This is a genomic window from Flavobacterium lipolyticum, assembly GCF_020905335.1.
Classification (GTDB): domain Bacteria; phylum Bacteroidota; class Bacteroidia; order Flavobacteriales; family Flavobacteriaceae; genus Flavobacterium; species Flavobacterium lipolyticum.
Genome location: NZ_JAJJMN010000001.1, coordinates 1023302 through 1048301 on the forward strand (window position 1 = coordinate 1023302; position 25000 = coordinate 1048301).

Genomic DNA, 25000 nt, shown 5'->3' on the forward strand with positions numbered 1-25000 from the left:
TCTAAACGACCTACTCATTTCATTGAATTGTTTAATTTAATCTGATAAAAAAATGAACAACAGAAGAATTTGGTTAAAACAAATTGGCCTGGGAACTATTGGACTGGGGCTTTACCCTTTTGAAACCTTTGCCAACGGCACTACAGAGTCTATACTACCCTATACAGATAATTCACCCATATTACTCCGTTCCAACGAAAACCCATATGGCCCGTCACCAAAGGCACGGGAAGCAATGGCCAAAAGTATCAACATCAGCAATCGATACGGCTGGAATCTTTCACCGGAACTCATTACGCTACTGGCAAAAAAAAATACGGTTTCAGAAAACAACATTCTTCTGGGTGCCGGTTCCACTGAAATTTTAGATTTAATACTTCAATATACCGCATTACAAAAAGGCAATTTTATAATCGCCGAAACGACCTTTGACTACTGGACAGCTCCTGCTGAAAAATTAGGCATAAAAAAAATCACCGTCCCCTTAACCAAAGACAAAAAACACGATTTAGCTGCCATGCTAAAAGCCATTGATGCCGACACCAAAATGGTTTACATCTGCAACCCAAACAATCCCACGGGAACGCTATGCCAAAGAGAAGATCTGATTTCTTTCATCAAAGAAGCAACTCAAAAAACACTTGTTTTTGTTGATGAAGCGTACATCGATTTTACAGACGAACAATCGTTAAGCGATTTAGTGGTCACCCATAAAAATCTGATTATTACCAAAACTTTCTCTAAAATGTATGGTCTGGCAGGCGCCCGTATTGGCTATGCTCTCGCACATTCTGCCATGATTGAAGAATTGAGTATTTTAAAATCGTCTCCCAACTTATCCCTCAGTGTTGTCTCTATTGCCGCAGCGATTGCCTCCTTAAACGATGAAAGCTTTATTCGTCAGGTTCGCACCTCCAATGAAGAAGTAAAAAAATACACCACAACACAACTGAATCTTCTTCATTTAACCTGCATCCCTTCGCATTCGAATTTTATTTACTTCTCCTTAGAAAATTACAAAAAAGACTATTTCCAACAACTAAAAGACCACAACATATCAGGAACAAGAATTTACGAAGAAAACGGCAAATGGACCCGAATTACTATCGGTACCATGAAAGAAATGCAACGATTTATTCAAGCCCTAAAATAAGATCAGAGAAAAGATCTTAGCTATTATGCAACCTAATTAATAATGGTTATTTTTTAGAAACTCAATTCAAATAAATTATAATCCTTACTTTTGGAGTCAGAATTAATTCTTCAAAAAAGCCTTTTATTTATGGAAATCCAATCCAATTTTTCTTTAAAAAACTACAATACTTTTGGCATCGAAGCCAAAGCCAGACAATTTGTTGCCGTACATACGGTCGCTGAACTGAAAACTATTTTAGAAGAAAACAAAGACGAACAAAAGTTTATTTTAGGCGGAGGAAGCAATATGCTTTTAACCAAAGACATCGACGCTTTGGTCGTTCATATTGATTTAAAAGGAAAAACGATCCTCAAAGAAGACGATGATTTTGTCTGGGTTGAAAGTCAGGCCGGAGAAACCTGGCACGACTTTGTTCTTTGGACGATCGACAATAATTTCGGAGGTTTAGAAAACATGTCACTTATTCCCGGAAATGTGGGAACCACACCGGTTCAGAATATCGGTGCTTACGGAACAGAGATCAAGGACACTTTTGTTTCGTGCGAAGCGATCAATATTGCCACTCAGGAAATGAAAACATTCACTAATACCGACTGTAAGTTTGGCTACAGAGAAAGTGTCTTCAAAAACGAGGTAAAAGACCAATACATCATTACCTCAGTCATTTATAAACTAACAAAACGAAATCATAAAATCAACATCTCATATGGAGATATTACGGCAGAACTAGCCAAAAACAACATTACTGCTCCAACCTTAAAAGACGTGAGCAATGCTGTAATTGCCATTAGACAAAGTAAATTGCCGGACCCGAAAGAATTAGGAAACAGCGGAAGTTTCTTTAAAAATCCGATTTTACTAAAATCCGATTTCGAAAAAATACACCAGAAGTTTCCTGAAATGAAATATTACGAAGTTTCGGAAACCGAAGTAAAAGTTCCGGCTGGCTGGCTGATTGAACAAGCCGGTTTTAAAGGAAAACGTTTCGGTGATGCCGGAATTCACAAAAATCAGGCACTCGTTTTAGTCAATTATGGCAATGCCACGGGACAGGAAATCCTGGCGGTTTCCAAAGATGTTCAAAAAACTGTTTTTGATACTTTTGGAATTCAGATTGAAGCAGAAGTAAATGTAATTTAGATCTTTAGACAACTTAGATTGTTAGATCATTAGATCGTTAGATTATTGGAGAGTTAGATTATCGGATTGTTGGATTTTTAACCGATTGGAAAATTAATAAACTTCAACCATCTCAACCTTTGTTTCTTTGAATCTTTGAACCTTTGTTCCTTTGAGTCTTAGAACCTCAGTATCTTAGCACCTTTACTTAGATTGCTGGATTAATTGGATTATTGAACTTTTAACGGATTGAAAAATTAGATCTTTAGATGGTTGGATGGTTAGACTTCTTAGAATCTCAGTATCTTAGTATCTTTGGCGAACCTCTGAACCTTTGCTTCTTTGTCCCTTTGTCCCTTTGTCCCTTTGAACCTTTGTCCCTTTGAACCTTTGAACCTAAAAAAAAGAAAAAATGTACACACCTGACTTATACAAAAACGAAGATCCGGAATCGATCCGAGCTTTTCTAAGAGAAAACAGTTTTGGCATCCTGATCAATCAGACACACGGAAAATTATGCGCGACACATATTCCGATAGAACTTGAAGTAAATTCAGACGGAAAAGAAATTTTACAAGGCCATCTTTCCAAACTCAATCCGCAAGCAGAAGGTTTTGCCGAAAATGATCAGGTATTGGCTGTTTTTACAGGTCCGCACAGTTACATTTCATCGTCCTGGTACGATCACGAAAATGTTCCCACATGGAATTATATAGCGGTACATGTTTATGGCCGAATCAAAATTGTCGACGAAGCCACTTCCATAGAACAGCTAAAAAAATTAGTCGACAAATACGAAGCGAATTCAGTGAATCCGGTTCGTGTTGAAAATTTATCTGCCAAAACCATGCGGGAAGCCAGAGGTATTTTTGGCTTCGAAATTGAAATTGACGAAATTCAGGCTACTAAAAAACTCTCCCAAAACAGGGACGATCACAATTATAAAAACATAATTTCGGAGTTAGAAAAAACCGAAAACCCTCAGGCTATTGCTGTTGCAAAAGAAATGGCAAAATGCCGAAAGTAAATCCGTTTTCGGCATTGAAAATTAGGATTTCATGAGTACATTTGCACTCGCAAGATTCAGAAATTAAAAGACATTAAAATCAGATGCTTATAACTTTATTTTACTTCTTTATTGCTATTGTTTTCATTCAGATTTTCTATTACTTAGGGATTTTTGGAAAGTTCGCTTTCGGCAAACCTCAGGAAATAACTCCAAAGAAAATTCCGGTATCTGTTATCGTCTGTGCAAAAAATGAAGAAGAAAATGTAAAAAAGTTCATCCCTCTTCTTGTGGAGCAAAACTACCCTGATTTTGAAATTGTTTTAATTGATGATGCCTCAAGTGATGAAACTCTGGAGGTTTTTGAAGAATTCGAACAACAATACAGCAATATCCGTTTGGTAAAAGTGCAAAACAATGAGGCTTTCTGGGGAAACAAAAAGTATGCATTAACTTTAGGAATCAAAGCTTCAAAAAAAGACTACTTACTTTTTACCGACGCTGATTGTTATCCAACCTCGACAGAATGGATCACTGCAATGACTTCAAGATTCACCATGAACAAAACAATTGTTTTAGGCTATGGCGGTTATGAAAAAGTGGAACGTTCTTTATTAAACAAAATCATACGTTATGAAACCGTTTTAACGGCTGTTCAATATTTTTCATGGGCTAAACTGGGAATTCCTTACATGGGTGTCGGTCGAAACTTAGCCTATAAAAAGGAGGAATTTTTTAATGTAAACGGCTTTATCGAGCACATCCAGATTCGTTCAGGTGATGATGATTTGTTTATCAATCAGGCTGCAACTAAAAGCAACACGACCATTGCTTACACTCCTGAAAGTTTCACTTACTCTAAACCAAAGGAAACTTACAGAGAATGGTTTACTCAAAAAAGAAGACATGTTTCTACCGCAGAACATTACAAGTTTTTTGATAAAATGCAATTGGGGCTATTTTTTACCTCACAATTATTTTTCTTTTTATCAGCAATTGTATTGCTAGCATTTCAGTTTCAATGGATCGCTGTATTGGCTATTTTAGCAACACGTTACACTGTAGCATGGATCGTTATAGGATTTTCTGCCGGCAAATTAAAAGAAAATGACCTGAAAGTTTGGTTTCCTGTTGTTGAAATCATTCTTATATTCACGCAAATTAATATCTTTATAACTAATATCTTTTCAAAACCGGTATATTGGAAATAAATTCTAAAATAGAAAAAGCTAAAAAAGGCGATCAGATCGCCTTTACTTTTTTATTAGATTATTTCTGGAATGAAGTGTACAGCTTTATGCTGAAGCGTACCGAAAATGAAACCATCGCCGAAGATATTACCATCGAAACCTTCTCTAAAGCTTTCGACAAAATAGCCAGTTACAATTCTGAATTTCAATTCAACACCTGGCTAATTGCTATTGCAAAAAACGTTTATATTGATTTGTTACGTAAAAAGAAAACCAGTCTTTTTATAGAAATCACAGACAACGAAGACCAACAGGCCTACAATATTGCCGACCCTACTCCTTCTGCCGAAGATGCTTTAATTAAAGAACAAAATCTTTCGCGCCTGCTTCAATGCATCAAAGAATTAAAACCTCACTACCAGGAAGTCATTCAACTTCGTTATTTCCAGGAAATGACTTATCAGGAAATAGCGCTGAAAATCAACGAACCTTTGAGCAATGTCAAAGTAAAATTACTCCGTGCTAAAAAATTATTAGCAGAAATCATCGAACGCAATAGATAATTCATTATCTTTAGGTAAAGAATAAAATATCCACGTATTTTTTCTCAAAACACCTATTTATTCACACACTAAAACAACAACATCTCCGTTTTTAGCTAAAACCAAAACCGTACTGCCTATGATTTAACGTTACCTAACCTTAAAATCCAAAAATCATGACTAAATCAAACATCTACGAAACCAATTGGACCGATCTTGTTTTCGAAAACAAGAACAAAGAGTACGGCGCTTATCAATTACGCCAGGAGAGTTCAAAAAACACAGTTACAGCGCTATTTGCGGGATTGCTATTATTGGCCGGTTTGGGAAGTGCGTCGGTGTTGATTAATAAGTTTGGGGCACATGGTCCTGTAGAAACAGAACCTACTGTTTTTTCGGTTCCAATAAGACCTACAGACATACCAATTCCGGTACAACCACAATCACCTGCTCCACCTGTAGCGCCTCAGCAAACGGCAGCTGCGTCACCCGTTACCAGTACACAATTGGTAAATCCGGTTGTAACAGCCGCAACTCAGGCCACACCCGATGTTATTGCAACAAATGCAGACAATCATCCTGTTGTTGACCATGCAAATACCGGAACAGGAAATGCCGTAAATGCATTACCCGCAAGTGGCGGTGGCGTAGAAACTACAGCTTTAACCGGAGAAAGTAAAGATCCTGTTAATGTAGCCATCCTAGACAAACTACCAGAATTTCCGGGAGGAATGGCTAAGTTTTATACTTATGTTGGAAACAATTTCAACAGACCGGAACTGGATGCGGAAAGAACCTTACGAGTGTATGTATCGTTTGTAATTGAAAAAGACGGTTCGATTACCGACATTATGGTAAAAAACGATCCGGGATACGGAATCGGAAAAGAGGCTATCAGGGTATTGAAATCCTTAAAAACAAAATGGAGCCCGGGTATTTTAAACGGAAATCCCGTTCGAACTGCCTATAACCTTCCCATCACAATAAAAACAGAATAACAATAAAAAACGAAAAAGCAGAATTTAGGTTCTGCTTTTTTTATTTCATTAAGTATTATGCCCATCTTAATTAAATCCCGAAGCAGTAAAAAAAATTAACAAAATAAATTACTTTTACAGCTCCATAAGAGAAAAATCAAATCTATTAAAATTAAAAACTAAAAAATGGGAATATTTTCAGCTATTCTAGGCAACGCCGGCTCTGTTAGTCAGGAAGAGTTATTAAAAAAATACGGACAGCTTTTGACGGACAGAGAAGAAATCGAAATGGGTTTTAAACTACTTCGCGATACTTTTATCTTCACGAACAAAAGATTAATCCTGGTTGATGTACAAGGATTAACAGGAAGCAAAACAGAATACAAATCTATTGCTTACAAAAGTATTACACGTTTCAGTGTAGAAACAGCAGGAACTTTTGACTTGGATGCCGAACTAAAAATCTGGGTGGCAAGCGAATTACAACCAAGCATTGTAAAACAATTTAACAAATCGGTAAATGTATACGATGTACAAAAAGTACTGGCATTTCACGTTTTAGGTTAAGCATTATACAACAAAATCCGACAGATTTTAAAAACCTGTCGGATTTGATAATAGATAAAATAAAATTATTTTTTCTTTTTAGCAGGAGCTTTTTTGGCAGGAGTTCCTTTTTTAGCCGGAGCAGTATTTACAATTTTCTGCTGTACATACGGTTTATACAAACCATCTTTCTCCGCTCTTTTCTTAGCATCTTCAGCTCTTTGTTTGGAATCCGGATGTGAACTCATCATCTGATCGATAAAGGAAGCTTCATTACCTTCACTCATCTTCGCCAGAATTCTAAATGCCGATTCTTCAGCATTTACATTGTAACCGTTTTTCTTTAAAAATTCATACGAAAACAAATCAGCTTCTGCTTCTTGCTTACGGCTAAACTTACTATCAATAATGGCACTACCTATTTTACCCAACTGACTATCGGTAACACTTGCAATCGTAGCTGATTGAGAAGCAGCCCCTTCTAACAAAGCTTCTTTTCTATAAGCTGCTTTTATCGCGTCTCTGGAATCCTGATTGGCTACGTGACCAATTTCGTGACCAATTACTGCCAGTAATTCATTGTCATCCATAATATCCATCAATCCTGAATATACACGCACGCTTCCATCAGCAGTTGCGAAAGCATTAACTTCTTTTACTTTATAAACTTTATAATTCAAAGTGTAACCGTCACCCGCAGTATACTTTCCAAAAACTCTGTTCAGTCTTAAAGTATATGGATCTGTCGCAGCAGCAACCTGATGTTCAGCATCCATTTTATCAACAGCAGCTTTTGATAAAGCAGCAGCATCAGCATTACTAAAAGTAAAACCGCTAACTCCTTTTTGAACAGCACCCAATGCTTTTTCACCAAAATTAATCTGCGCATTTATTTTTGTAAAACCAAAAGCGGCAAACAAAACTCCCAATACTATAAATTTCTTTTTCATGTTCTATGTGATTACAATTTAACAACAAATGTAGTACAAACCCAATTCCGTTTGAATTGCATTTCGACTAATTTTTTAACAAATAAAGATATAAATTTTAAATGAGTAAAAATGAGCAGTCAAACAAAATCATCACTCCAACTCGAATTGGCCAATAAAAAAGAGGCATTTTACCCCGCATCAATGCTTTAAGAATAAAATTTTAACACACTTACACTATTATTACCAAAAGTGCATTATAAAAACTCCAAGTCTTTCAATACCAAATTAAATCTTAAACGAATCTCCAAATAAACTACATTGCTTATCTTTGTACTTTGAATTTTGATATATGGAAACAGTCATTGAAAATATACCAACAGGAAAACCTAAATGGTTAAAGGTTAAACTTCCTATTGGACAAAAATACACTGAACTTCGTGGTTTGGTTGATAAGTATAGTCTAAACACTATTTGTACTTCGGGAAGCTGCCCAAATATGGGAGAATGCTGGGGTGAAGGTACCGCTACTTTTATGATATTGGGGAATGTATGTACCCGTTCCTGTGGTTTCTGCGGTGTAAAAACCGGACGTCCTGAAACGGTAGATTGGGATGAACCGGAAAAAGTAGCCCGTTCTATAAAAATTATGAACATTAAACATGCCGTAATTACAAGCGTAGACAGGGATGATTTAAAAGACGGCGGCTCAATTATCTGGATTGAAACGGTAAAAGCAATCCGAAGAATGAATCCGAATACGACTCTTGAAACCCTGATTCCTGATTTTCAGGGAATCGAAAGAAATATAGATCGTATTGTTGAGGCCAATCCTGAAGTGGTTTCACACAATGTCGAGACTGTTCGTCGTTTGACTCGTGAAGTACGTATTCAGGCAAAATACGATCGTAGTCTGGAAGTTTTACGTTATCTGAAAGAAAAAGGAATCAACAGAACCAAATCCGGAATTATGCTGGGGCTTGGAGAAACTGAAGAAGAGGTTTTTCAAACGATGACTGATTTACGAAATGCAAATGTTGATGTGGTTACTATTGGACAATACCTTCAACCAAGTAAAAAACATTTGCCTGTAAAAGAATTTATAACGCCTGATCAATTTGCCCGATATGAAAAATTTGGTCTTGAATTAGGATTCCGTCACGTAGAAAGCGGACCACTGGTTCGTTCTTCTTACAAAGCACAAAAACACATTTTATAAAAAGATTTAACTGTTTAACCGTTTTATTTGTTTAATCGGGTAAGTCGTTTAACCACTAAATGTTTATTGGTAGATGCGATTAAACAACTAAACGAATAAACGATTTAACGATTTAACAAACAATCGAAAAGCTTGAAAACAAGAATCGCTATAAACGGTTTTGGAAGAATAGGCCGAAATTTATTTCGCTTACTTTTAAACCATCCTGAAATTGAAGTAATTGCCATTAACGACATTGCTGACAACAAAACCATGTCGCATTTGATAAAATACGACAGCATTCACGGAGTCTTACCTTTTAAAGTCGGTCATGACGAAGAAGGAATTATTGTTGATGGAAAACATTTTTTCTTTTTTCATGAAAAAAGTATCTCTAATCTGGATTGGAAAAGCCACAATATAGATTTGGTAATTGAATCAACAGGAAAGTTTAAAACACACGAAGAACTAAACGCCCATATTGAAGCCGGAGCAAAAAAGGTAATCCTTTCGGCTCCATCAGAAGTTGACACCATCAAAACAGTAGTATTAGGAGTTAACGAAGCCATTCTTGACGGAAGCGAAAACATTGTTTCGAATGCAAGCTGTACGACAAACAATGCGGCTCCAATGATAAAAATCATCGATGAACTGTGTGGAATTGAGCAGGCTTATATCACAACGATACACTCTTACACCACAGACCAAAGCCTTCATGACCAACCACATAAGGACTTACGTCGTGCAAGAGGGGCAAGCCAGTCGATTGTTCCAACAACTACAGGTGCAGCTAAGGCATTAACAAAAATTTTCCCTAACTTGCATCATAAAATCGGAGGATGTGGAATTCGTGTTCCTGTTCCCGATGGTTCCTTAACAGACATTACGTTTAACGTAAAACGTGCTGTTACGATTGAAGAAATAAATAAAGCATTTGAAGAAGCCTCAAAAACAAATTTAAAAGGAATACTGGATTACACGGAAGATCCAATTGTTTCTGTTGATGTAATTGGCAACACACATTCGTGTTTGTTTGATGCTCAATTAACTTCGGTTATTGACAAAATGGTAAAGGTTGTGGGTTGGTACGATAACGAAATTGGATACTCATCAAGATTGATCGATTTAATTTTACTAATAAGAAAAACCTAAGATTCATTGTAAAAGCATTGCCATACATGAAACATTATCTTTTTATTGTTGTTTGTCTATTAAATTCGTTTTTGTACTCTCAATCTAAAAAGAGTACGGATAGCATTTCCTATTACAACAAACTAACGGACACCAATCTCAGCAATAAAAAATACGAAAAGGCAATTTATTACACCGAAAAATCAATTGATTTTTGCGAGGCGAACAATAAATTAGAGAACCTGGCCAATCAGACTTTTAAGCTTGGGAAAATTTATTACCATCAAAAAAATTACGCAGAAGCTCTAAAAAATTTTCATAAAAGCGTTGCTTTGTTTGAAAACACAAAGCCAACCTGCACAAAAGTTTTGGCATTGCACTATATTGGTCTAACCAATACCACAAAAAGCAATTACGAAACTGCGGCAATCTACTACCGAAAAGCCGAAGAGCTTTTAAACCAGCTAAAGATTAAGGATCATGCTGAAATACTAAGCTATCAAAAAGCAATAGCTCTAAAAACTGCTAAAAACCTGCCTTTAGCAGCTGAAACTTTTCACAAAATAACACAACGGCCGGACAATACTGAAATCCTAAAAACCAAAGCCGATTCGTATTATCAACTAGGCTTACTCGAAACACAACTGAAACGAAATGATTCGGCTATAGTCTATTTTGAAAATGCTTTAAATTATAATGCCAAAACAAATAATCTGGCCCAAAAATCAAAAATCGTTCTGGCAATCAGTCAATATTACAGGCAAAACAAAAAATTCGATCTTGCTTACTCGTACCTGGAAGAACATTATCAGTTAGAGAATTACGTCTTAAAGCTAAAAAACACTCAAACGGATCACGATGAATTCGAAAAATTCAAGAAGAACGAGTCCTTAAAAGCCAGTATTAAAAAGGAAAGCGAAGAAAAAATTCAGCTAAAAACCTACCGGTATTCCAAACTGGTAAGTATTCTGGCCATTGCCCTTATCTCGATCTTATCTCTTTTGAGTTTAGCATTGTACAAAAACAACATTATTAGAAATCAGAATAATTTACTGTTAAGAGAGAAAAACAAAGAACTCATTCTGGCCAAAAATAAAGCTGAAAAGGCCTCTAAAGCCCGATCTGAGTTTTTATCGACTGTAAGTCATGAGCTGCGAACTCCTTTAAATGCCATTAACGGAATCACTCATTTATTACTGGAAGATAACCCTAAGAAAAAACAACTCAAATATTTAGAATCTTTGAAGTTCTCGGGAAATTACCTGACTACTTTTATCAATGAGATTCTGGAAATCAATAAAATTGATTCGACAAAGGTCGAAATAGAAAACATAAGCTTTAACCTGAAAGAGCTTCTTTTTAACATTCAGAGCTCTTTAAAGGAACTGGCTACCGCCAACAAAAACTACTTTAACCTTGAAATAGACGAGGCTATTCCGGATAATATAATTGGAGACCCTACAAAACTGTCCCAAATCATCCTGAATTTAATCAACAATGCTTTAAAATTTACTCAAAACGGACATGTCAATGTAATTGCAAAATTATATGAATTGGAAGAAGACAACACAACCATTTACTTTGAGATTGTAGACACTGGAATTGGCATCCCGGAAGATAAGCTTCAGACTGTTTTTGAAAGTTTTTCACAAGGATCAATAGAAGTAAACAGAAAATATGGCGGAACCGGCCTTGGACTTACGATTGTCAAAAAACTAATTGAGCTTTTGGGTGGAGAGATCAAACTAAAAAGTGAAGTTGGCAAGGGTTCAACTTTTACATTCAAACTAAATTTTAAGATCAATAAAGAACAATTGAAAACGATTGAAGAAATAAAACCATACAACGACGTACAATTAAACAACAAATCAATTCTGTTGATCGAGGACAACAAAATCAATCAAATGATTACTCGAAAAATGCTTGAAAATAAAAACATCAGCTGCGAAATCATCGACAACGGTGAAGATGCGGTTGAGCTTTTAAAAGTAAAACGTTTTGACATGATCCTCATGGATGTTCATTTACCGGGAATCAACGGAACAACGGCTACAAAACTTATCAGAGAGTTTGACAAAACCACTCCGATTATTGCCCTTACAGCTATTTCACTAGACGAAAACAGAGACATGCTGTTGTCTTACGGAATGAACGATGTGATTACAAAACCATTTGTTCCGGACGAATTCTACAGTATTATAGCCCGTTTTTTTTAGAAAGGTACTAAGGAGCTAAGGCTCTAAGTCACTACGTTTTTTTTTGTACATACTCCAGAATCGCAGTATCAAAATTTTGACTGTTATTGATAAACGTACTTTTTATTGGCAAATAATACAATTGTGAAATCAGTTTGGAATCTTTCAGCCGAACATAGTCTTTTTCTGTTGTAATGATTTTTCTATGATTGGCTTTTTCCAGAATATTGGTCACATCTGCATCAGAAAAATGATGATGATCGGAAAAAGTCAAACAGTCATCTTTATCATTTTTCAAGTAATCAAAAAACGGCGTAGGTTTTGCGATTCCGGCTAAAAGTAATTTTGATTCTGATTGAATATCTTTTACAGCAAGTTGCTCTTCTTCACTATAAATAAAATCATCATAGTTAATAAACGTAAAATACAGCCGCTGGGAGCTCCTTAACTTTAATTTCGACCTAATTTCTTCCTGCTTTCCTTCAGACAGTTCTTTTGGACATTTTGTTATAATTACAATATTGGCACGATCAGCCCCACTTCGACTCTCGCGCAGATTTCCGGTTGGCAGCATAAAATCATCTGCGTACAAATCATCATAGGAGCTTAACAGAATATAAAACCCGGCTTTCACTTTTCGGTGCTGGTAGGCATCGTCCAACAAAATCACTTCGGGTTTTTCTTTTTGCGAAAGCAATTGTGTAATTCCGTTTCTTCTGTTCGCATCAACAGCCACCTGAATATTGGGAAACTTTTGATAAAACTGAAACGGTTCATCGCCTAAGATTTCGGCATTAGAATTATCACTAGCTAATACATAACCTTCTGATTTTCTTTTGTAGCCCCTGCTTAAAGTGGCAACTTTATATTTCTGAGATAACAATCGGATAAGATATTCTATTTGTGGTGTTTTACCTGTCCCGCCAACACTAAGATTTCCAACCGCAATAACCGGAATATCAAATGAAGTCGATTTTAAAATTCCTTTGTCGAAAAGAAAATTTCTCACTGCAGTGACACATCCGTATAAAATCGCAAACGGGAAAAGTATTTTTCTAAGTACATTCATTTTACGAAAGTATAATATTTTTCGTTAATTTGTTTTATGAATTTGATTCAGGTTCCACGTTTCAGATTTTCCAGTAACAGGAAACTTGAAACCAATAAAACCTGAAACTTCAAACAAAAAGTAGAAATGAAAATCAAAGAAATATTAGCTGTTCTGGAAGAAATGGCTCCTTTGGCTTATGCCGAAGATTTTGACAATGTCGGACTCTTAGTGGGTGATACCGAAACGAAAAGTACCGGAGTTTTGGTTTGCCATGATGCTTTAGAAACTGTAATCGAAGAAGCAATAGCCAAAAACTGTAATCTGGTAGTTTGCTTTCATCCTATTTTATTTTCGGGAATTAAAAAAATAACCGGTAAAAACTATGTGGAGCGTGCCATTTTAAAGGCAATCAAAAACGACATCGCTATTTATGCCGTTCATACTGCATTAGACAACCATTCTCAGGGAGTTAATAAAATATTTTGTGATGCTTTAGGCCTGATCAACACTAAAGTCTTAATCCCTAAACAAAGTTTCATTCAAAAGTTGGTTACCTATACCACCCCTGATAATTCAGAAAAAGTTCGCAATGCTATGTTTCAGGCCGGCGCTGGTACGATTGGAAATTATGACAACTGTAGTTTTAATACCGAAGGCTTTTTTACTTTTCAGGGAAATGAAAACAGCAATCCTGTAATTGGAGAGAAAGGAAAACTACATACAGGAACTGAAATAAAAATCGAAGTTGTATTTGAAAAACACTTACAGTCTAAAATTTTAAAAGCTTTATTTTCCAGCCATATTTACGAGGAAGTAGCTTATGAAATTTATGATCTGAAAAATGCCCATCAAAATATTGGATTGGGAATGATTGGTGAATTTGAAACTGAAATGGATGAAAAAGACTTTTTATATTCCGTAAAAGACAAAATGATTGCAGACGGAATTCGTCATTCTGCTTTTTTAGGAAAAAAAATAAAGAAAGTCGCTGTTTTAGGCGGCTCAGGAAGTTTTGCCATAAAAAATGCTATTCAGGCAGGGGCAGATGCTTTTTTAACTGCCGATTTAAAATACCATCAATTTTACGAAGCAGAAAACCGACTTCTTTTAGCCGATATTGGTCATTTTGAGAGCGAACGGTATACAAAAAACTATATTGTTGATTATCTTCGAAAAAAAATCCTTAATTTTGCCATCATTTTATCAGAAGAAAATACAAATCCAGTTAAGTACTTATAAGAATATGGCGAATACGAAAGAATTAAGTGTTGAGGACAAGTTAAGAGCAATATACGATTTACAGCTTATTGACTCCCGAATTGACGAAATCAGAAACGTAAGAGGAGAACTTCCTTTAGAAGTAGAAGATTTAGAAGATGAAGTTGCTGGTTTAAGCACACGTTCAGAGAAACTGAAAGGAGAACTTGAAGTGATTGAAGAGCAAATCAAAGGGAAGAAAATTGCCATTGATGAGCACAAAGAGGTGATCAAAAAATACACGAAACAACAAGAATCAGTTCGTAATAACAGAGAATTTAATTCTTTGACTAAAGAGGTTGAATTTCAGGAATTAGAAATTCAATTGGCTGAAAAGCAAATCAAAGAAATGAAAGCTTCTATCGAACATAAAAAAGAAGTTATTTCTAATTTAAAAGAAAAACTTGACGCAAAAAGTTCGCATTTAAAACATAAAAAATCTGAACTGGATGCGATTATGGCTGAAACTCAAAAAGAAGAAATCTTCTTAACGGAGAAATCAGCAGAGTTTGCTTCACAAATCGAAGAGCGTTTATTAGCGGCTTACAACAGAATCAGAAGCAGTGTTCGTAATGGTTTAGCGGTAGTATCTATCGAAAGAGGAGCTTCAGCGGGATCGTTCTTTACAATTCCTCCACAAACTCAGGTAGAAATTGCTTCAAGAAAAAAAATCATCACTGATGAGCACTCTGGAAGAATTCTGGTTGACAGCGCATTAGCTGAAGAAGAAAAAGAAAAAATGGAACAATTGTTCTCTAAAATCTAAATAACTGTCCCGATCTGATCGGGACTTTTTTTTTGCGTCTAAGCACTATTTCTTTGCCACGAACTACACTAATTTTGCCAATTTCTATTTTGATACAGTAAAGAATAAAAATTCGCGCTAAATTTGTGTAATTCGTGGCGAAACTTTTTTAGGTCGATTCCCGAATATTATTTTTATCACTAAATTATTTGTTTTGGGAATTAAAAAAGGAATCCGTTTTATCACTTTAAAATCGGTTGGGTCTTATATTAACTTTTTGAGCTATGTTCGTCCGCAAAAAGCGATGGAGCTTTCTTATGCCCTTTTTAGCCAACCCAGAATTGGAAGACTAAAGAAAGAAGCACTGCCCAAAGTATTAAGAAATACAGAAACAGAGACGTTTCACCATAACGAACATCATTTTCAAACGTATGTCTGGAAAGGTAACGAAACCAAAATATTGCTTGTTCACGGTTGGGAAAGTAATGCTTCTCGTTGGAAAAAAACCTTACCGCACCTTCAAAAATCAGGCAGTACCATTATTGCAATTGATGCTCCGGCACACGGACAAAGCAGCGGTAAAGAATTTAACGTTCCTCTGTATGCTGAATTTATCAATAAAGCGGTCGAAAAATACCAGCCTGCCATTATTATTGGTCATTCCATCGGTGGCGCAGCATGTGTCTATCATCAGTATTTGTTTCCCCACACCAGCATCAACAAAATGGTCATTCTGGGAGCTCCCTCTGATCTAAAAACACTGATTGACAATTATATCTCAATGTTAAGCCTGAACACCAAAATGTTTTCACTTTTGGAAAGTAAATTCATGAATCGTTTCAATTTTAAACTGGAAGATTTTTCAGGACAGCGATTTGCCTCAGAATTTAATGTTTCGGGGTTAATTGCCCACGACACTTCAGACAAGATTGTTGCTTTTGAGGAGGGCAAAAAAATCGCCAGTCATTGGAAAAACAGTCAGTTTATTGAAACTAAAGGCTTGGGTCACGGAATGCATGACGATGAATTGTATCAAAAGGTTATTGAGTTTTTGTTTGCTTCTAAATAAAGGTGCTAAGGTTCTAAGATGCTAAGATCCTAAGGTTACAAAATCCAACAATCTAACAATCTAACAATCTAACAATCTAATCATCCAAGAATCTAAAGATCTAAGAAGTCTAACCATCTAATAATCTAAAAAAATGATCGCTGTAATTTTTGAAGTAATTCCAAACGAAGGAAAAAAAGAAGAGTATCTGTCAATTGCCGCAAGTTTACGACCGGAATTGGACAAGATAGAAGGTTTTATATCAATCGAACGCTTTCAGAGTTTCAGTGACCCTGAGAAAGTTTTGTCATTGTCCTTTTGGAAAGACGAAGAAAGCGTTCAACAATGGAGAAATTTAGAAATGCATCGCCATGCACAAGCCAGGGGACGTAAAGAAATTTTTAAAGATTATCACTTACGAATTGCTGCCGTAGTTCGGGATTACGGAATGTTTGACCGCGAAGAAACCCCTACAGACAGTTCCGATTTTCATAAGAAGTAAAGGTTCTGAGGTACTGAGGTACTGAGGTTCTAAGGTTCTAAGGTTCTAAGGTTCTGAGATACTGAGGTTCTAAGGTTAAAATCTAACAATCTAACAATCTAAATATCTAATAATCTAAATATCTAATTATCTAAATATCTAATAATCTAACAATCTAAATATCTAATAATCTAAATATCTAACAATCTAAATATCTAATAATCTAAGAAATCTAACCATCCAACAATCTAATAATCTAAGAAGTCTAACGACCCAAGAAGTCCAAATTTTGACTACTTTTGCACTATGGAAGAGAATTTAAAACGTCTGAATAAATTTATAGGAGAAACAGGATACTGTTCTCGTCGTGAAGCCGATAAACTAATTGAAGAAGGACGCGTAACAATAAATGGTGCTGTACCGGAAATGGGAACAAAGGTTTCACCGGATGATGAAGTACGTATCGATGGAAAGCTGATTGTCGAGAAAAACGAAAAAATGGTTTATTTAGCGTTCAACAAACCTGTTGGAATTGAATGTACAACCAATCTCGAGGTTCGAAATAATATTGTAGATTATATCAATTATCCGAAACGTATTTTCCCGATTGGGCGTTTGGACAAAGCGAGTGAAGGATTGATTTTTATGACTAATGACGGTGATATTGTCAACAAAATTCTACGCGCACGAAACAATCACGAAAAAGAATATACCGTTACCGTTAACAAACCTATTACAGATCGTTTTATACAGCGAATGGGAAATGGTGTTCCAATTTTGGACACGGTTACCCGAAAATGCAAAGTAGAACAAATTAGTAAATACACCTTCAAAATTATTCTGACCCAAGGTCTGAACCGTCAGATTCGTAGAATGTGTGAATATTTAGGATACGATGTAACTGCTTTAAAACGTATCCGCATCATCAACATCTCATTGGATGTTCCGGTGGGTCGTTATCGTGATTTAACCGATGCTGAAATTAAAGAACTGAATCATTTGATCGCACCGTCCAGTAAAACAGAGGAAGCCAGTCTCCCAAAAGAGGAAGCTCCAAAACGTAGAACCGAATTTATTTCGAAACACGATCCCCGATTTAAAAAAAGAGGAGACTATTAAAATATTCGCATAAAAAAATCCCTTTCGATAAAACGAAAGGGATTTTCTTTAATATGAGAAATTGTATTTTTTATCAGAACCATCTTCTTCTTTTGAATAAAAACACTCCGACTGATGATAAGACAACAGACACTAAGAGAAGAATCCAAATACCGTATTTACTTTCTTCCAGACCATTCGGCACATTCATTCCATACAAACTCGCTATTAACGTAGGAATCATCAGAATAATAGAAATCGACGTCATTTGCTTCATAATATTATTCATGTTATTGGAAATTACCGAAGCATACGCATCCATCATCCCCGTCAAGATATTGCTGTAAATGTTTGCAGTATCCTGTGCCTGACTTAATTCGATATCAACATCTTCCAGTAAATCCGGATCAAAATGCTCTCTTTGAGCTTTTAGATTTTTGATTCTGTGAAATAAAACATCATTCCCTTTTAAGGAAGTAATAAAAAACACCAGACATTTTTCGATCTGTAAAAGCGCCTGTAATTCTGCGTTCTTGATCGATTTCTCCAGGTTGTCTTCAGCCAGTTTTATCTTTTGATTGATCTGCTTTAAGTATTTTAGATACCAGACACTTGACGATAGAAGTAACCTCATCACTAAATCGAAATTGTCTTTGATCACTATATTTTTCCGTCTTGTATATTGCAGAAAATCAGAAACTATCTCGGTTTCATAAAAACTAATCGTAACGCAAACATCATCTTTAAAAATCAAACCCAAAGGTATGGTTTGAAAAGGAAGCTTAACATCGTTACTCTTTATAGGAACCCTCATGATAAACAAAGTCCAGCCGTCTTCAGACTCCATACGGGGTCTTTCGTCGATATCCTCAATATCGTTATAAAAGGCTTCAGGAATCTGAAGTTCTTCCAGTAAGTATTTTTTTTCTGTTTCTGAAGGAGATTCAATGCTGATCCAGCAGTTTGGAGTCCATTCTTGTATCTCGATTAGTCCGTTGTTGTTTTTGTAAAAGGCTTTCATTTCAAAATTGCAGGTGTTTAGCGTAGCATTTTGAAAAAATTCAAAAGCTACTTTAATTAAATACTAACGAATAATAATCGTCCATTGGAGAAGTTTTTTTTTAGTGTTGCAAAAGTATTCTTTATTTTTAAAACGAAAAACTTTAAACTACTAATTAATTATTAAAAAACCGCCCTATATAAATTCTACAGGGCGGTTTTTACAAGTATTTACTACTTTTTTTCTACAAATTCGTAATAAAGTGCTTTTGAAAGAAAAGGATCATCCTTGTGATCTTCTATACGATTCTCTTCCAGATAACCTTGTCCTTCGCCAACAATATTTATTGTTGAAAAGTAAGCATCGCGGCTCTCATCGTTAAAGTGCAAGTTTCTTAAAAACCAGGGATCAACTCCTTTATTTACTGAGACATTATAGTTTGTAATTAGATTTCCCCAATTCACAAAACTGCATAAAAGTATCGTTCCGTAAAAACACCAGACCATTTGGTTAAAAAGGTAAGCGTTTGTTTTTTGTCTGGTGATTTTTAAAAAGGTAAAAATCAAACCAATTACCGCTAAAATCAGAAAAGCATAAACTCCCAGTCTTTTATAAGTTAAGCCAAAGAATGACACATATTCTGAATTTTTAATAATGGTACTCACTATTAATACGCCATTTAAAACAATCCATACTTTAGCCAGTTTTTTAAGATGAGCTGCTTTTTTATCAAAATTAAATCCTCCTTTAAAATAAAACAGTATCACTCCAACCGCCATAATTATCGAAAAGATTACGGCATTCACTCTTTCGTGAGTAGCTGAGCTAAGTTTAGAGGTCTCGACAGCCTCAAAAAATTGCTCATAATTGTAGGTGATAATAAAAACCAAGAGCATAAAATTTAATAAGACTAATGTAATCTCGCCGCTTTTTCTTTCAAAGTCCAAATCTAAAAACGAAAATGTATTCTGATTTTTGATTTCGACAACATTACTAAACTCATTGTCTAAAAGTTTATTTTTCTCGTAACACAGTTCGGGAACCCAATAATTCCAGAAACTAAATGAAATATAAAACCCTAAAACCCCTATCAGAACTACTTCGAAAATATCAAGATCTAAAGTATAATCCGTTAATAGAGAGGAGAAATGCTCACTTCCGAACGAATAGGCCGTAAAAAACACGATCAAAAAGACCAACGGAATCACCACATAAGCAATAAGCTTTTTCGCAAAATTATTATCGATTTTTCTTTCCGGAAGCCATTGACTGAACACAAAAACACGTCCTGCTGAAGCAAATGCATTTAAGAATACAAGAGGAAAAACCTGAAGTATCTTTAGCTCCGGATCCTGTATTCTAAAATGCAAGAACAAAACAGACATGGAAAGTGCTAAAAATGAAGCAAAATCCCCGTACCAGGCAAAGGCCAGACACGACAGTACGGATGTAACCACCAAAACCAAATGAGATCGGTCAGTAAACTTATCCTGAAAAAAATAACAAATCAGGCCGATTAACAATAGTCCAAAAATGGCGAGGTTCACTCCCATTGATTCATGGTAAAAAAGCAGGATAAAGATCAAACTGCAGGCTGGGATAACTAGGTGTTTTTTCATTGTTGTTGAATTTATGTATTAGAAGTCATGTAGATTATCGCCCCTTTTATTGGTTTTCTTTGCAATATTTTTGTGACGATTGTGTTATTTTAAATTTAAAAGTACTTTGCATTTCAAAGTTATTAGGCAAAAAAAATAGAGCTATTACGATTTCATTAATTTTTCGAGAAAAGAAAGGTGTTCTTTGAAAGCCGCACGCCCTCTGGGAGTTACCTGGTAAGATGTTTTAGGTTTCTTGCCTACAAACTCTTTTTTTACTTCGATATATTCCGCTTTTTCAAGAGCTGAGGAATGACTTGCCAGATTTCCGTCCGTAATATTCAGCAGATTTTTCATTTCAGTAAAATCTACCCACTCGTTGACCATCAAAATGGACATAATACCCAATCTGACACGGCTTTCAAAATCTTTATTTAGTTTATCAATAATTCCCATCGAATGGATTATTTATATTTTTTGAACATTATTAATCCGTACAAGATATGCAAAATACCAAATCCAATGATCCAAAAAATCAAACCGTACCCAATAAAAAAAAGAGAAATAAATCCTAAAACCAACTCGCAAAATCCCAAGTACTTAATATCAGAAAAAGTATACTTTTCAGCATTTATTAAAGCCAGTCCGTAAAAAATTAAAGTAGCCGGTGCAATTAAACCATAAACCTCATGAAAGATCAGCGCCAGACAAAATATACCTCCGGCCAATAATGGAACTGTCAGGTTCAAAAGCATATTTTTGGTAGCCGAAGTCCAAATAGGTAAATTATGTTTTCTGCTTTTTCTAACGGTAAAAAACAAACCGAAGCTAAAAGCAAAAGCTAAAATAATCAAACCTGTAAAGACCAGTTCTGAAACCAGGTTAGCAGAATATTGCTTCTCATAATCTCCACCAAAATATTCGGTCCCGTTTGCTTTAAACAATTGGTAAACATACAATCCACCAATTAAAGCCGAAAGTCCCGCAAATACTCCTGAAAGGCCGCTTAATGATATAAATCTTGAAGAACGCTCCATCATGGAACGAATATGGGCTAAATCTTCTTGGTGCTTCTGATTCATAAATAAAGTACTTTGAGATACAAAGTTAAATATTAATTTGAATTGACAAGCTAATTTTTGGAAAAATTTCGCAGAGATGCGCAGAGTTGACACAGAGATACGCGAAGATTTCTATATTGCTCTGTGTAGCTCTGTGTAGCTTTGTGTAAACTCTGTGTGTCTCTGCGGAACAAAAAAAATCCCACGAAGACTCACAAAGCTGGCACAGAGATGCACGGAGTCTTTTATGCATTCTTTTCTAAAAAAAAATCCAAATCCCAACTTTATAAAACATGGATAGTCCCTATAGGACATTTTTTCTTATTTTTTCTACCGAAATGTGACTTCTAACGGAGTTTATATTGTAGCGAATAAATAAACGCTAACAACAACAGATAACTTACCATTTTTCTGCAGATATGTGACTCCTAGCGGAGTCTATATCGTAGACAATAGGTAATTACAACATAATAGCCATTACAGCATTTTTCTACACTAACATTAAACTCTTGAAAGAACTTATCCCATAGGGATCAAATAAAGGTAACACAACAACTAACCTGATTCGTCTTGTCCCGTAGGGACTACACCTTCAGATTCCAACATTAACTTCACCCCATCCCAAAAAAAGCCCGTTCTCTCGAACAGGCTTTAATCTAAAATTTATTTCTACACTATTAATTTTTAGCGCTTCGCATCTTTCTTGCTAAAAGTGTATTTTTCAACAACATTGCAATGGTCATTGGTCCTACTCCACCAGGAACCGGTGTAATAAATGATGATTTTTTACTTACTCCGTCGAAATCAACGTCACCTGTAATTACATAACCTTTTGGATGTGAAGCATCTTCTACTCTTGTAATTCCAACATCAATTACTACTACCCCATCTTTCACCATGTCGGCTTTTAAGTAATTTGGCACTCCTAATGCCGTGATAATAATATCAGCACTTCTGGTATACTCCTCAATGTTTTGGGTTCTGCTGTGCGTTAGCGTAACTGTAGAATCTCCCGGATTTCCTTTACGGCTCATTAAAAGACTCATTGGTCGGCCCACGATATGACTTCTGCCAATAACAACAGTATGTTTTCCTGCAGTTTCAATATTGTAACGCTCTAACAACTGCATGATTCCAAATGGTGTTGCAGGAATAAAGCTGTCCATCTCTAAAGCCATTTTTCCAAAATTCGCAGGATGAAAGCCGTCAACATCTTTGTCCGGATCGATAGCCATTAGAATTTTTTGTTCGCTAATGTGTTTTGGTAAAGGCAATTGTACAATAAATCCGTCCAGATTATCGTCTTCATTCAGTTCTTTAATTTTTGCCAGTAGTTCTGTTTCTGTAATTGTTTCGGGTAAACTCACCAAAGTCGAATCAAAGCCTATTTGCTGGCAAGATCTCACTTTACTTCCTACGTAAGTTAAACTTGCTCCATCCGTTCCCACGATTACTGCTGCCAAATGAGGTACTTTCCCTCCGGCATCTTTTATCGATTGAACTTCGGCTGCAATTTCGTTTTTAATGTCTTCAGCTGTTTTTTTACCGTCTAGTAGTTGCATTGTTTTATTTTAGTTTCTGATTTAAAATTTCCGGTTTCACGTTAAAAGCGAAACACCTATTTATATTAATCAAAAAAGTTTCAAGTTGTAGTTTCATAACCTGAAACCTTAAACTTGAAACTTTTTTATTTTATCTCGGCATTCCGCCTGGCATTCCTTTCATTCCGCCCATCATCTTCATCAGATTTTTTCCGCCCGGACCCTGCATCATCTTCATCATCTTGCTCATTTGGTCAAACTGCTTCATTAACTGATTTACCTGCTCGACTTTGGTTCCGGAACCTTTAGCGATTCTGGCTTTTCTTTTCACGTCGATTATCGAAGGTTTACTTCTTTCTATCGGGGTCATCGAGTGGATGATCGCCTCAATATGTTTAAAAGCATCATCTTCTATCTCTACGTCTTTCATGGCTTTTGAAGCTCCCGGTATCATTCCGACCAAGTCTTTCATGTTACCCATTTTCTTTACTTGCTGAATTTGCGTAAGGAAATCATCAAAACCAAATTCGTTTTTAGCGATTTTCTTTTGAAGTTTTCTGGCTTCTTCTTCATCAAATTGCTCCTGTGCTCTCTCTACAAGCGACACAACGTCACCCATACCTAAGATACGCTCAGCCATACGATCCGGATAGAAAACATCAATTGCTTCCATCTTCTCCCCCGTACCTACAAATTTGATTGGCTTGTTTACAACCGATTTGATCGAAATTGCAGCTCCCCCACGTGTATCACCATCTAATTTTGTTAAAATAACTCCATCAAAATTCAGAATATCATTGAAGGCTTTTGCCGTATTTACAGCGTCTTGTCCTGTCATAGAATCCACAACAAACAAGGTTTCCTGAGGCTGAATTGCTTTATGAACACGAGCAATTTCGTCCATCATTTCCTGATCTACTGCTAAACGACCAGCTGTATCGACAATCACTACGTTAAAACCGTTAGCTTTTGCATGTTTGATTGCGTTTTGAGCAATTTCAACAGGGTTTTTATTTTCCGGCTCTGAATAAACCTCAACGCCTATTTGATCTCCCACAACATGTAACTGATTAATCGCCGCAGGACGGTAGATATCACACGCTACTAAAAGTGGTTTTTTATTTTTCTTTGTCTTTAAGAAATTGGCCAGTTTCCCTGAGAAGGTCGTTTTTCCCGATCCCTGAAGTCCTGACATTAAAATAACAGAAGGATTTCCGGAAAGATTAACACCGGCAACATCACCACCCATCAATTCGGTTAGTTCGTCTTTCACTAACTTCACCAGTAATTGTCCCGGCTGAAGCGTTGTTAAAACGTCCTGACCAATTGCTTTTTCTTTTACTTTAGTGGTAAAATCTTTAGCAATTTTAAAGTTAACATCGGCATCAAGTAAGGCACGACGAACTTCTTTTAAAGTATCGGCAACGTTTACTTCTGTAATTTTACCGTGTCCTTTTAATATATGGAAGGCTTTATCTAACTTATCACTTAAATTATCAAACATACTTTTTTCTTTATTTGAAGTGCAAAGATAATCTAATTAGGCATTTCAGGCAATTTTTATTTAATCACATTTAAACTTGAAGTACGTTTTGATTTTACCGCAAAGAACGCAAAGTTTTACGAAAAGTTCGCTATGTTTTTTTTGCACGCAAAGACGCGAAGTCGCAATTTCTTTTCTCGCAGATCTAGCAGATATAGCTGATTTTTTTTCATACTTAATCTAAGAACAAAGCAGCTGTCTAGTCTGCGAAAACAAAAAAGACGCAAAGTTTTTTTTTTACGAATCACACGAATTTTACGAATTTTCCAAACTAACTTTTTTAACTCTCGCAGATTTGACAGATATAGCTGATTTTTTTCATACTTAATCTAAGAACAAAGCAGCTGTCTAATCTGCGAAAACAAAAAAGACGCAAAGTTTTTTTGCCATGAATCACACGAATTTTACGAATTTCACGGATTTTTCAAACTAACTTTTTTAACTCTCGCAGATTTAGCGGATATAGCTGATTTTTTTCATGCTTAATCTAAGAACAAAGCAGCTGTCTAATCTGCGAAAACAAAAAAGACGCAAAGTTTTTTTGCCACGAATCACACGAATTTCACGGATTTCACGGATTTTTCAAAC

General features: G+C 35.8%; 23 protein-coding genes. 15 read left to right on the plus strand and 8 right to left on the minus strand.

All coding sequences use genetic code 11. From position 1 onward, the window contains the following. Window positions 1-52: 52 nt before the first annotated feature. From hisC to LNQ34_RS04590, 7 genes are all read left to right on the plus strand, one after another. Window positions 53-1153 (plus strand): histidinol-phosphate transaminase, encoded by a 1101-nt coding sequence (hisC, locus tag LNQ34_RS04560; protein WP_202701565.1) that lies wholly within the window; start codon window positions 53-55, stop codon window positions 1151-1153. 129 nt (window positions 1154-1282) lie between these two features. Next, a complete protein-coding gene (murB, locus tag LNQ34_RS04565) occupies window positions 1283-2296 on the plus strand; it encodes a UDP-N-acetylmuramate dehydrogenase (RefSeq protein ID WP_229998812.1) in 1014 nt (337 codons plus the stop codon). Between the two features lie 391 nt (window positions 2297-2687). Continuing rightward, window positions 2688-3302, plus strand: a complete 615-nt coding sequence (locus LNQ34_RS04570; RefSeq protein ID WP_089077495.1) for an FMN-binding negative transcriptional regulator — start codon at window positions 2688-2690, stop codon at window positions 3300-3302. Window positions 3303-3385: 83 nt separating this feature from the next. Next, entirely contained in the window at window positions 3386-4492 is a 1107-nt protein-coding gene (locus LNQ34_RS04575; RefSeq protein ID WP_202701567.1) for a glycosyltransferase, read from the plus strand. Then, window positions 4483-5034 (plus strand): RNA polymerase sigma factor, encoded by a 552-nt coding sequence (locus LNQ34_RS04580; RefSeq protein ID WP_017494864.1) that lies wholly within the window; start codon window positions 4483-4485, stop codon window positions 5032-5034. Before LNQ34_RS04575 ends, LNQ34_RS04580 begins: the two co-directional genes overlap by 10 nt. 155 nt (window positions 5035-5189) lie before the next feature. Further along, window positions 5190-6011, plus strand: a complete 822-nt coding sequence (locus tag LNQ34_RS04585; RefSeq protein WP_202701568.1) for an energy transducer TonB — start codon at window positions 5190-5192, stop codon at window positions 6009-6011. 165 nt (window positions 6012-6176) lie between these two features. Next, on the plus strand, window positions 6177-6557 hold the full coding sequence (locus LNQ34_RS04590; RefSeq protein ID WP_070907786.1) for a PH domain-containing protein: 381 nt from the start codon (window positions 6177-6179) through the stop codon (window positions 6555-6557). Window positions 6558-6622: 65 nt separating this feature from the next. On the opposite strand, the gene LNQ34_RS04595 is transcribed toward LNQ34_RS04590, so the two are convergent. Then, on the minus strand, window positions 6623-7486 hold the full coding sequence (locus LNQ34_RS04595; RefSeq protein WP_202701569.1) for a M48 family metalloprotease: 864 nt from the start codon (window positions 7484-7486) through the stop codon (window positions 6623-6625). A 331-nt stretch (window positions 7487-7817) separates the two neighbouring features. Here LNQ34_RS04595 and lipA point away from each other — a divergent pair, with 331 nt between their 5' ends. The 3 genes from lipA to LNQ34_RS04610 all read left to right on the plus strand — a co-directional run bounded on the left by lipA (window position 7818) and on the right by LNQ34_RS04610 (window position 12010). Continuing rightward, entirely contained in the window at window positions 7818-8684 is an 867-nt protein-coding gene (gene lipA / locus LNQ34_RS04600; protein WP_202701570.1) for a lipoyl synthase, read from the plus strand. A 132-nt stretch (window positions 8685-8816) separates the two neighbouring features. Continuing rightward, the gene (gap, locus tag LNQ34_RS04605) at window positions 8817-9815 is read left to right on the plus strand and encodes a type I glyceraldehyde-3-phosphate dehydrogenase (protein WP_229998813.1); all 999 of its coding nucleotides are present in this window, start codon (window positions 8817-8819) and stop codon (window positions 9813-9815) included. Between the two features lie 26 nt (window positions 9816-9841). Next, a complete protein-coding gene (locus LNQ34_RS04610) occupies window positions 9842-12010 on the plus strand; it encodes a tetratricopeptide repeat-containing hybrid sensor histidine kinase/response regulator (RefSeq protein ID WP_202701573.1) in 2169 nt (722 codons plus the stop codon). A 31-nt stretch (window positions 12011-12041) separates the two neighbouring features. On the opposite strand, the gene lpxK is transcribed toward LNQ34_RS04610, so the two are convergent. After that, the gene (gene lpxK, locus LNQ34_RS04615) at window positions 12042-13058 is read right to left on the minus strand and encodes a tetraacyldisaccharide 4'-kinase (RefSeq protein WP_229998814.1); all 1017 of its coding nucleotides are present in this window, start codon (window positions 13056-13058) and stop codon (window positions 12042-12044) included. Between the two features lie 126 nt (window positions 13059-13184). Between lpxK and LNQ34_RS04620 the strand changes: the two genes are divergently transcribed. The 5 genes from LNQ34_RS04620 to rluF all read left to right on the plus strand — a co-directional run bounded on the left by LNQ34_RS04620 (window position 13185) and on the right by rluF (window position 17690). Next, complete coding sequence (locus tag LNQ34_RS04620; RefSeq protein ID WP_229998815.1) at window positions 13185-14279, plus strand: Nif3-like dinuclear metal center hexameric protein; 1095 nt, start codon at window positions 13185-13187, stop codon at window positions 14277-14279. Between the two features lie 4 nt (window positions 14280-14283). Then, window positions 14284-15063: a zinc ribbon domain-containing protein gene (locus LNQ34_RS04625; protein WP_026109806.1), complete on the plus strand. Its 780-nt coding sequence runs from the start codon at window positions 14284-14286 to the stop codon at window positions 15061-15063. Window positions 15064-15256: 193 nt separating this feature from the next. Further along, a complete protein-coding gene (locus LNQ34_RS04630) occupies window positions 15257-16111 on the plus strand; it encodes an alpha/beta fold hydrolase (RefSeq protein ID WP_202701576.1) in 855 nt (284 codons plus the stop codon). Window positions 16112-16244: 133 nt separating this feature from the next. Further along, a complete protein-coding gene (locus LNQ34_RS04635) occupies window positions 16245-16592 on the plus strand; it encodes an antibiotic biosynthesis monooxygenase family protein (protein ID WP_202701577.1) in 348 nt (115 codons plus the stop codon). 285 nt (window positions 16593-16877) lie between these two features. After that, window positions 16878-17690, plus strand: coding sequence for a 23S rRNA pseudouridine(2604) synthase RluF (gene rluF / locus LNQ34_RS04640; RefSeq protein WP_017494876.1), 813 nt, complete (start codon window positions 16878-16880; stop codon window positions 17688-17690). A 73-nt stretch (window positions 17691-17763) separates the two neighbouring features. Here the strand turns inward: rluF and LNQ34_RS04645 are convergent, their stop codons facing one another. The 6 genes from LNQ34_RS04645 to ffh all read right to left on the minus strand — a co-directional run bounded on the left by LNQ34_RS04645 (window position 17764) and on the right by ffh (window position 24373). Beyond that, entirely contained in the window at window positions 17764-18690 is a 927-nt protein-coding gene (locus tag LNQ34_RS04645) for a magnesium transporter CorA family protein (RefSeq protein WP_202701579.1), read from the minus strand. Between the two features lie 212 nt (window positions 18691-18902). Further along, window positions 18903-20288, minus strand: a complete 1386-nt coding sequence (locus tag LNQ34_RS04650) for a DUF4153 domain-containing protein (protein WP_229998816.1) — start codon at window positions 20286-20288, stop codon at window positions 18903-18905. A gap of 144 nt (window positions 20289-20432) precedes the next feature. Further along, a complete protein-coding gene (locus tag LNQ34_RS04655; RefSeq protein ID WP_017494879.1) occupies window positions 20433-20723 on the minus strand; it encodes a winged helix-turn-helix domain-containing protein in 291 nt (96 codons plus the stop codon). A gap of 8 nt (window positions 20724-20731) precedes the next feature. Next, window positions 20732-21349 (minus strand): hypothetical protein, encoded by a 618-nt coding sequence (locus LNQ34_RS04660; RefSeq protein WP_202701581.1) that lies wholly within the window; start codon window positions 21347-21349, stop codon window positions 20732-20734. A 656-nt stretch (window positions 21350-22005) separates the two neighbouring features. Then, the gene (locus LNQ34_RS04665) at window positions 22006-22890 is read right to left on the minus strand and encodes a bifunctional 5,10-methylenetetrahydrofolate dehydrogenase/5,10-methenyltetrahydrofolate cyclohydrolase (RefSeq protein ID WP_017494881.1); all 885 of its coding nucleotides are present in this window, start codon (window positions 22888-22890) and stop codon (window positions 22006-22008) included. Between the two features lie 130 nt (window positions 22891-23020). Continuing rightward, the gene (gene ffh, locus LNQ34_RS04670; protein ID WP_017494882.1) at window positions 23021-24373 is read right to left on the minus strand and encodes a signal recognition particle protein; all 1353 of its coding nucleotides are present in this window, start codon (window positions 24371-24373) and stop codon (window positions 23021-23023) included. Between the last annotated feature and the right edge of the window lie 627 nt (window positions 24374-25000).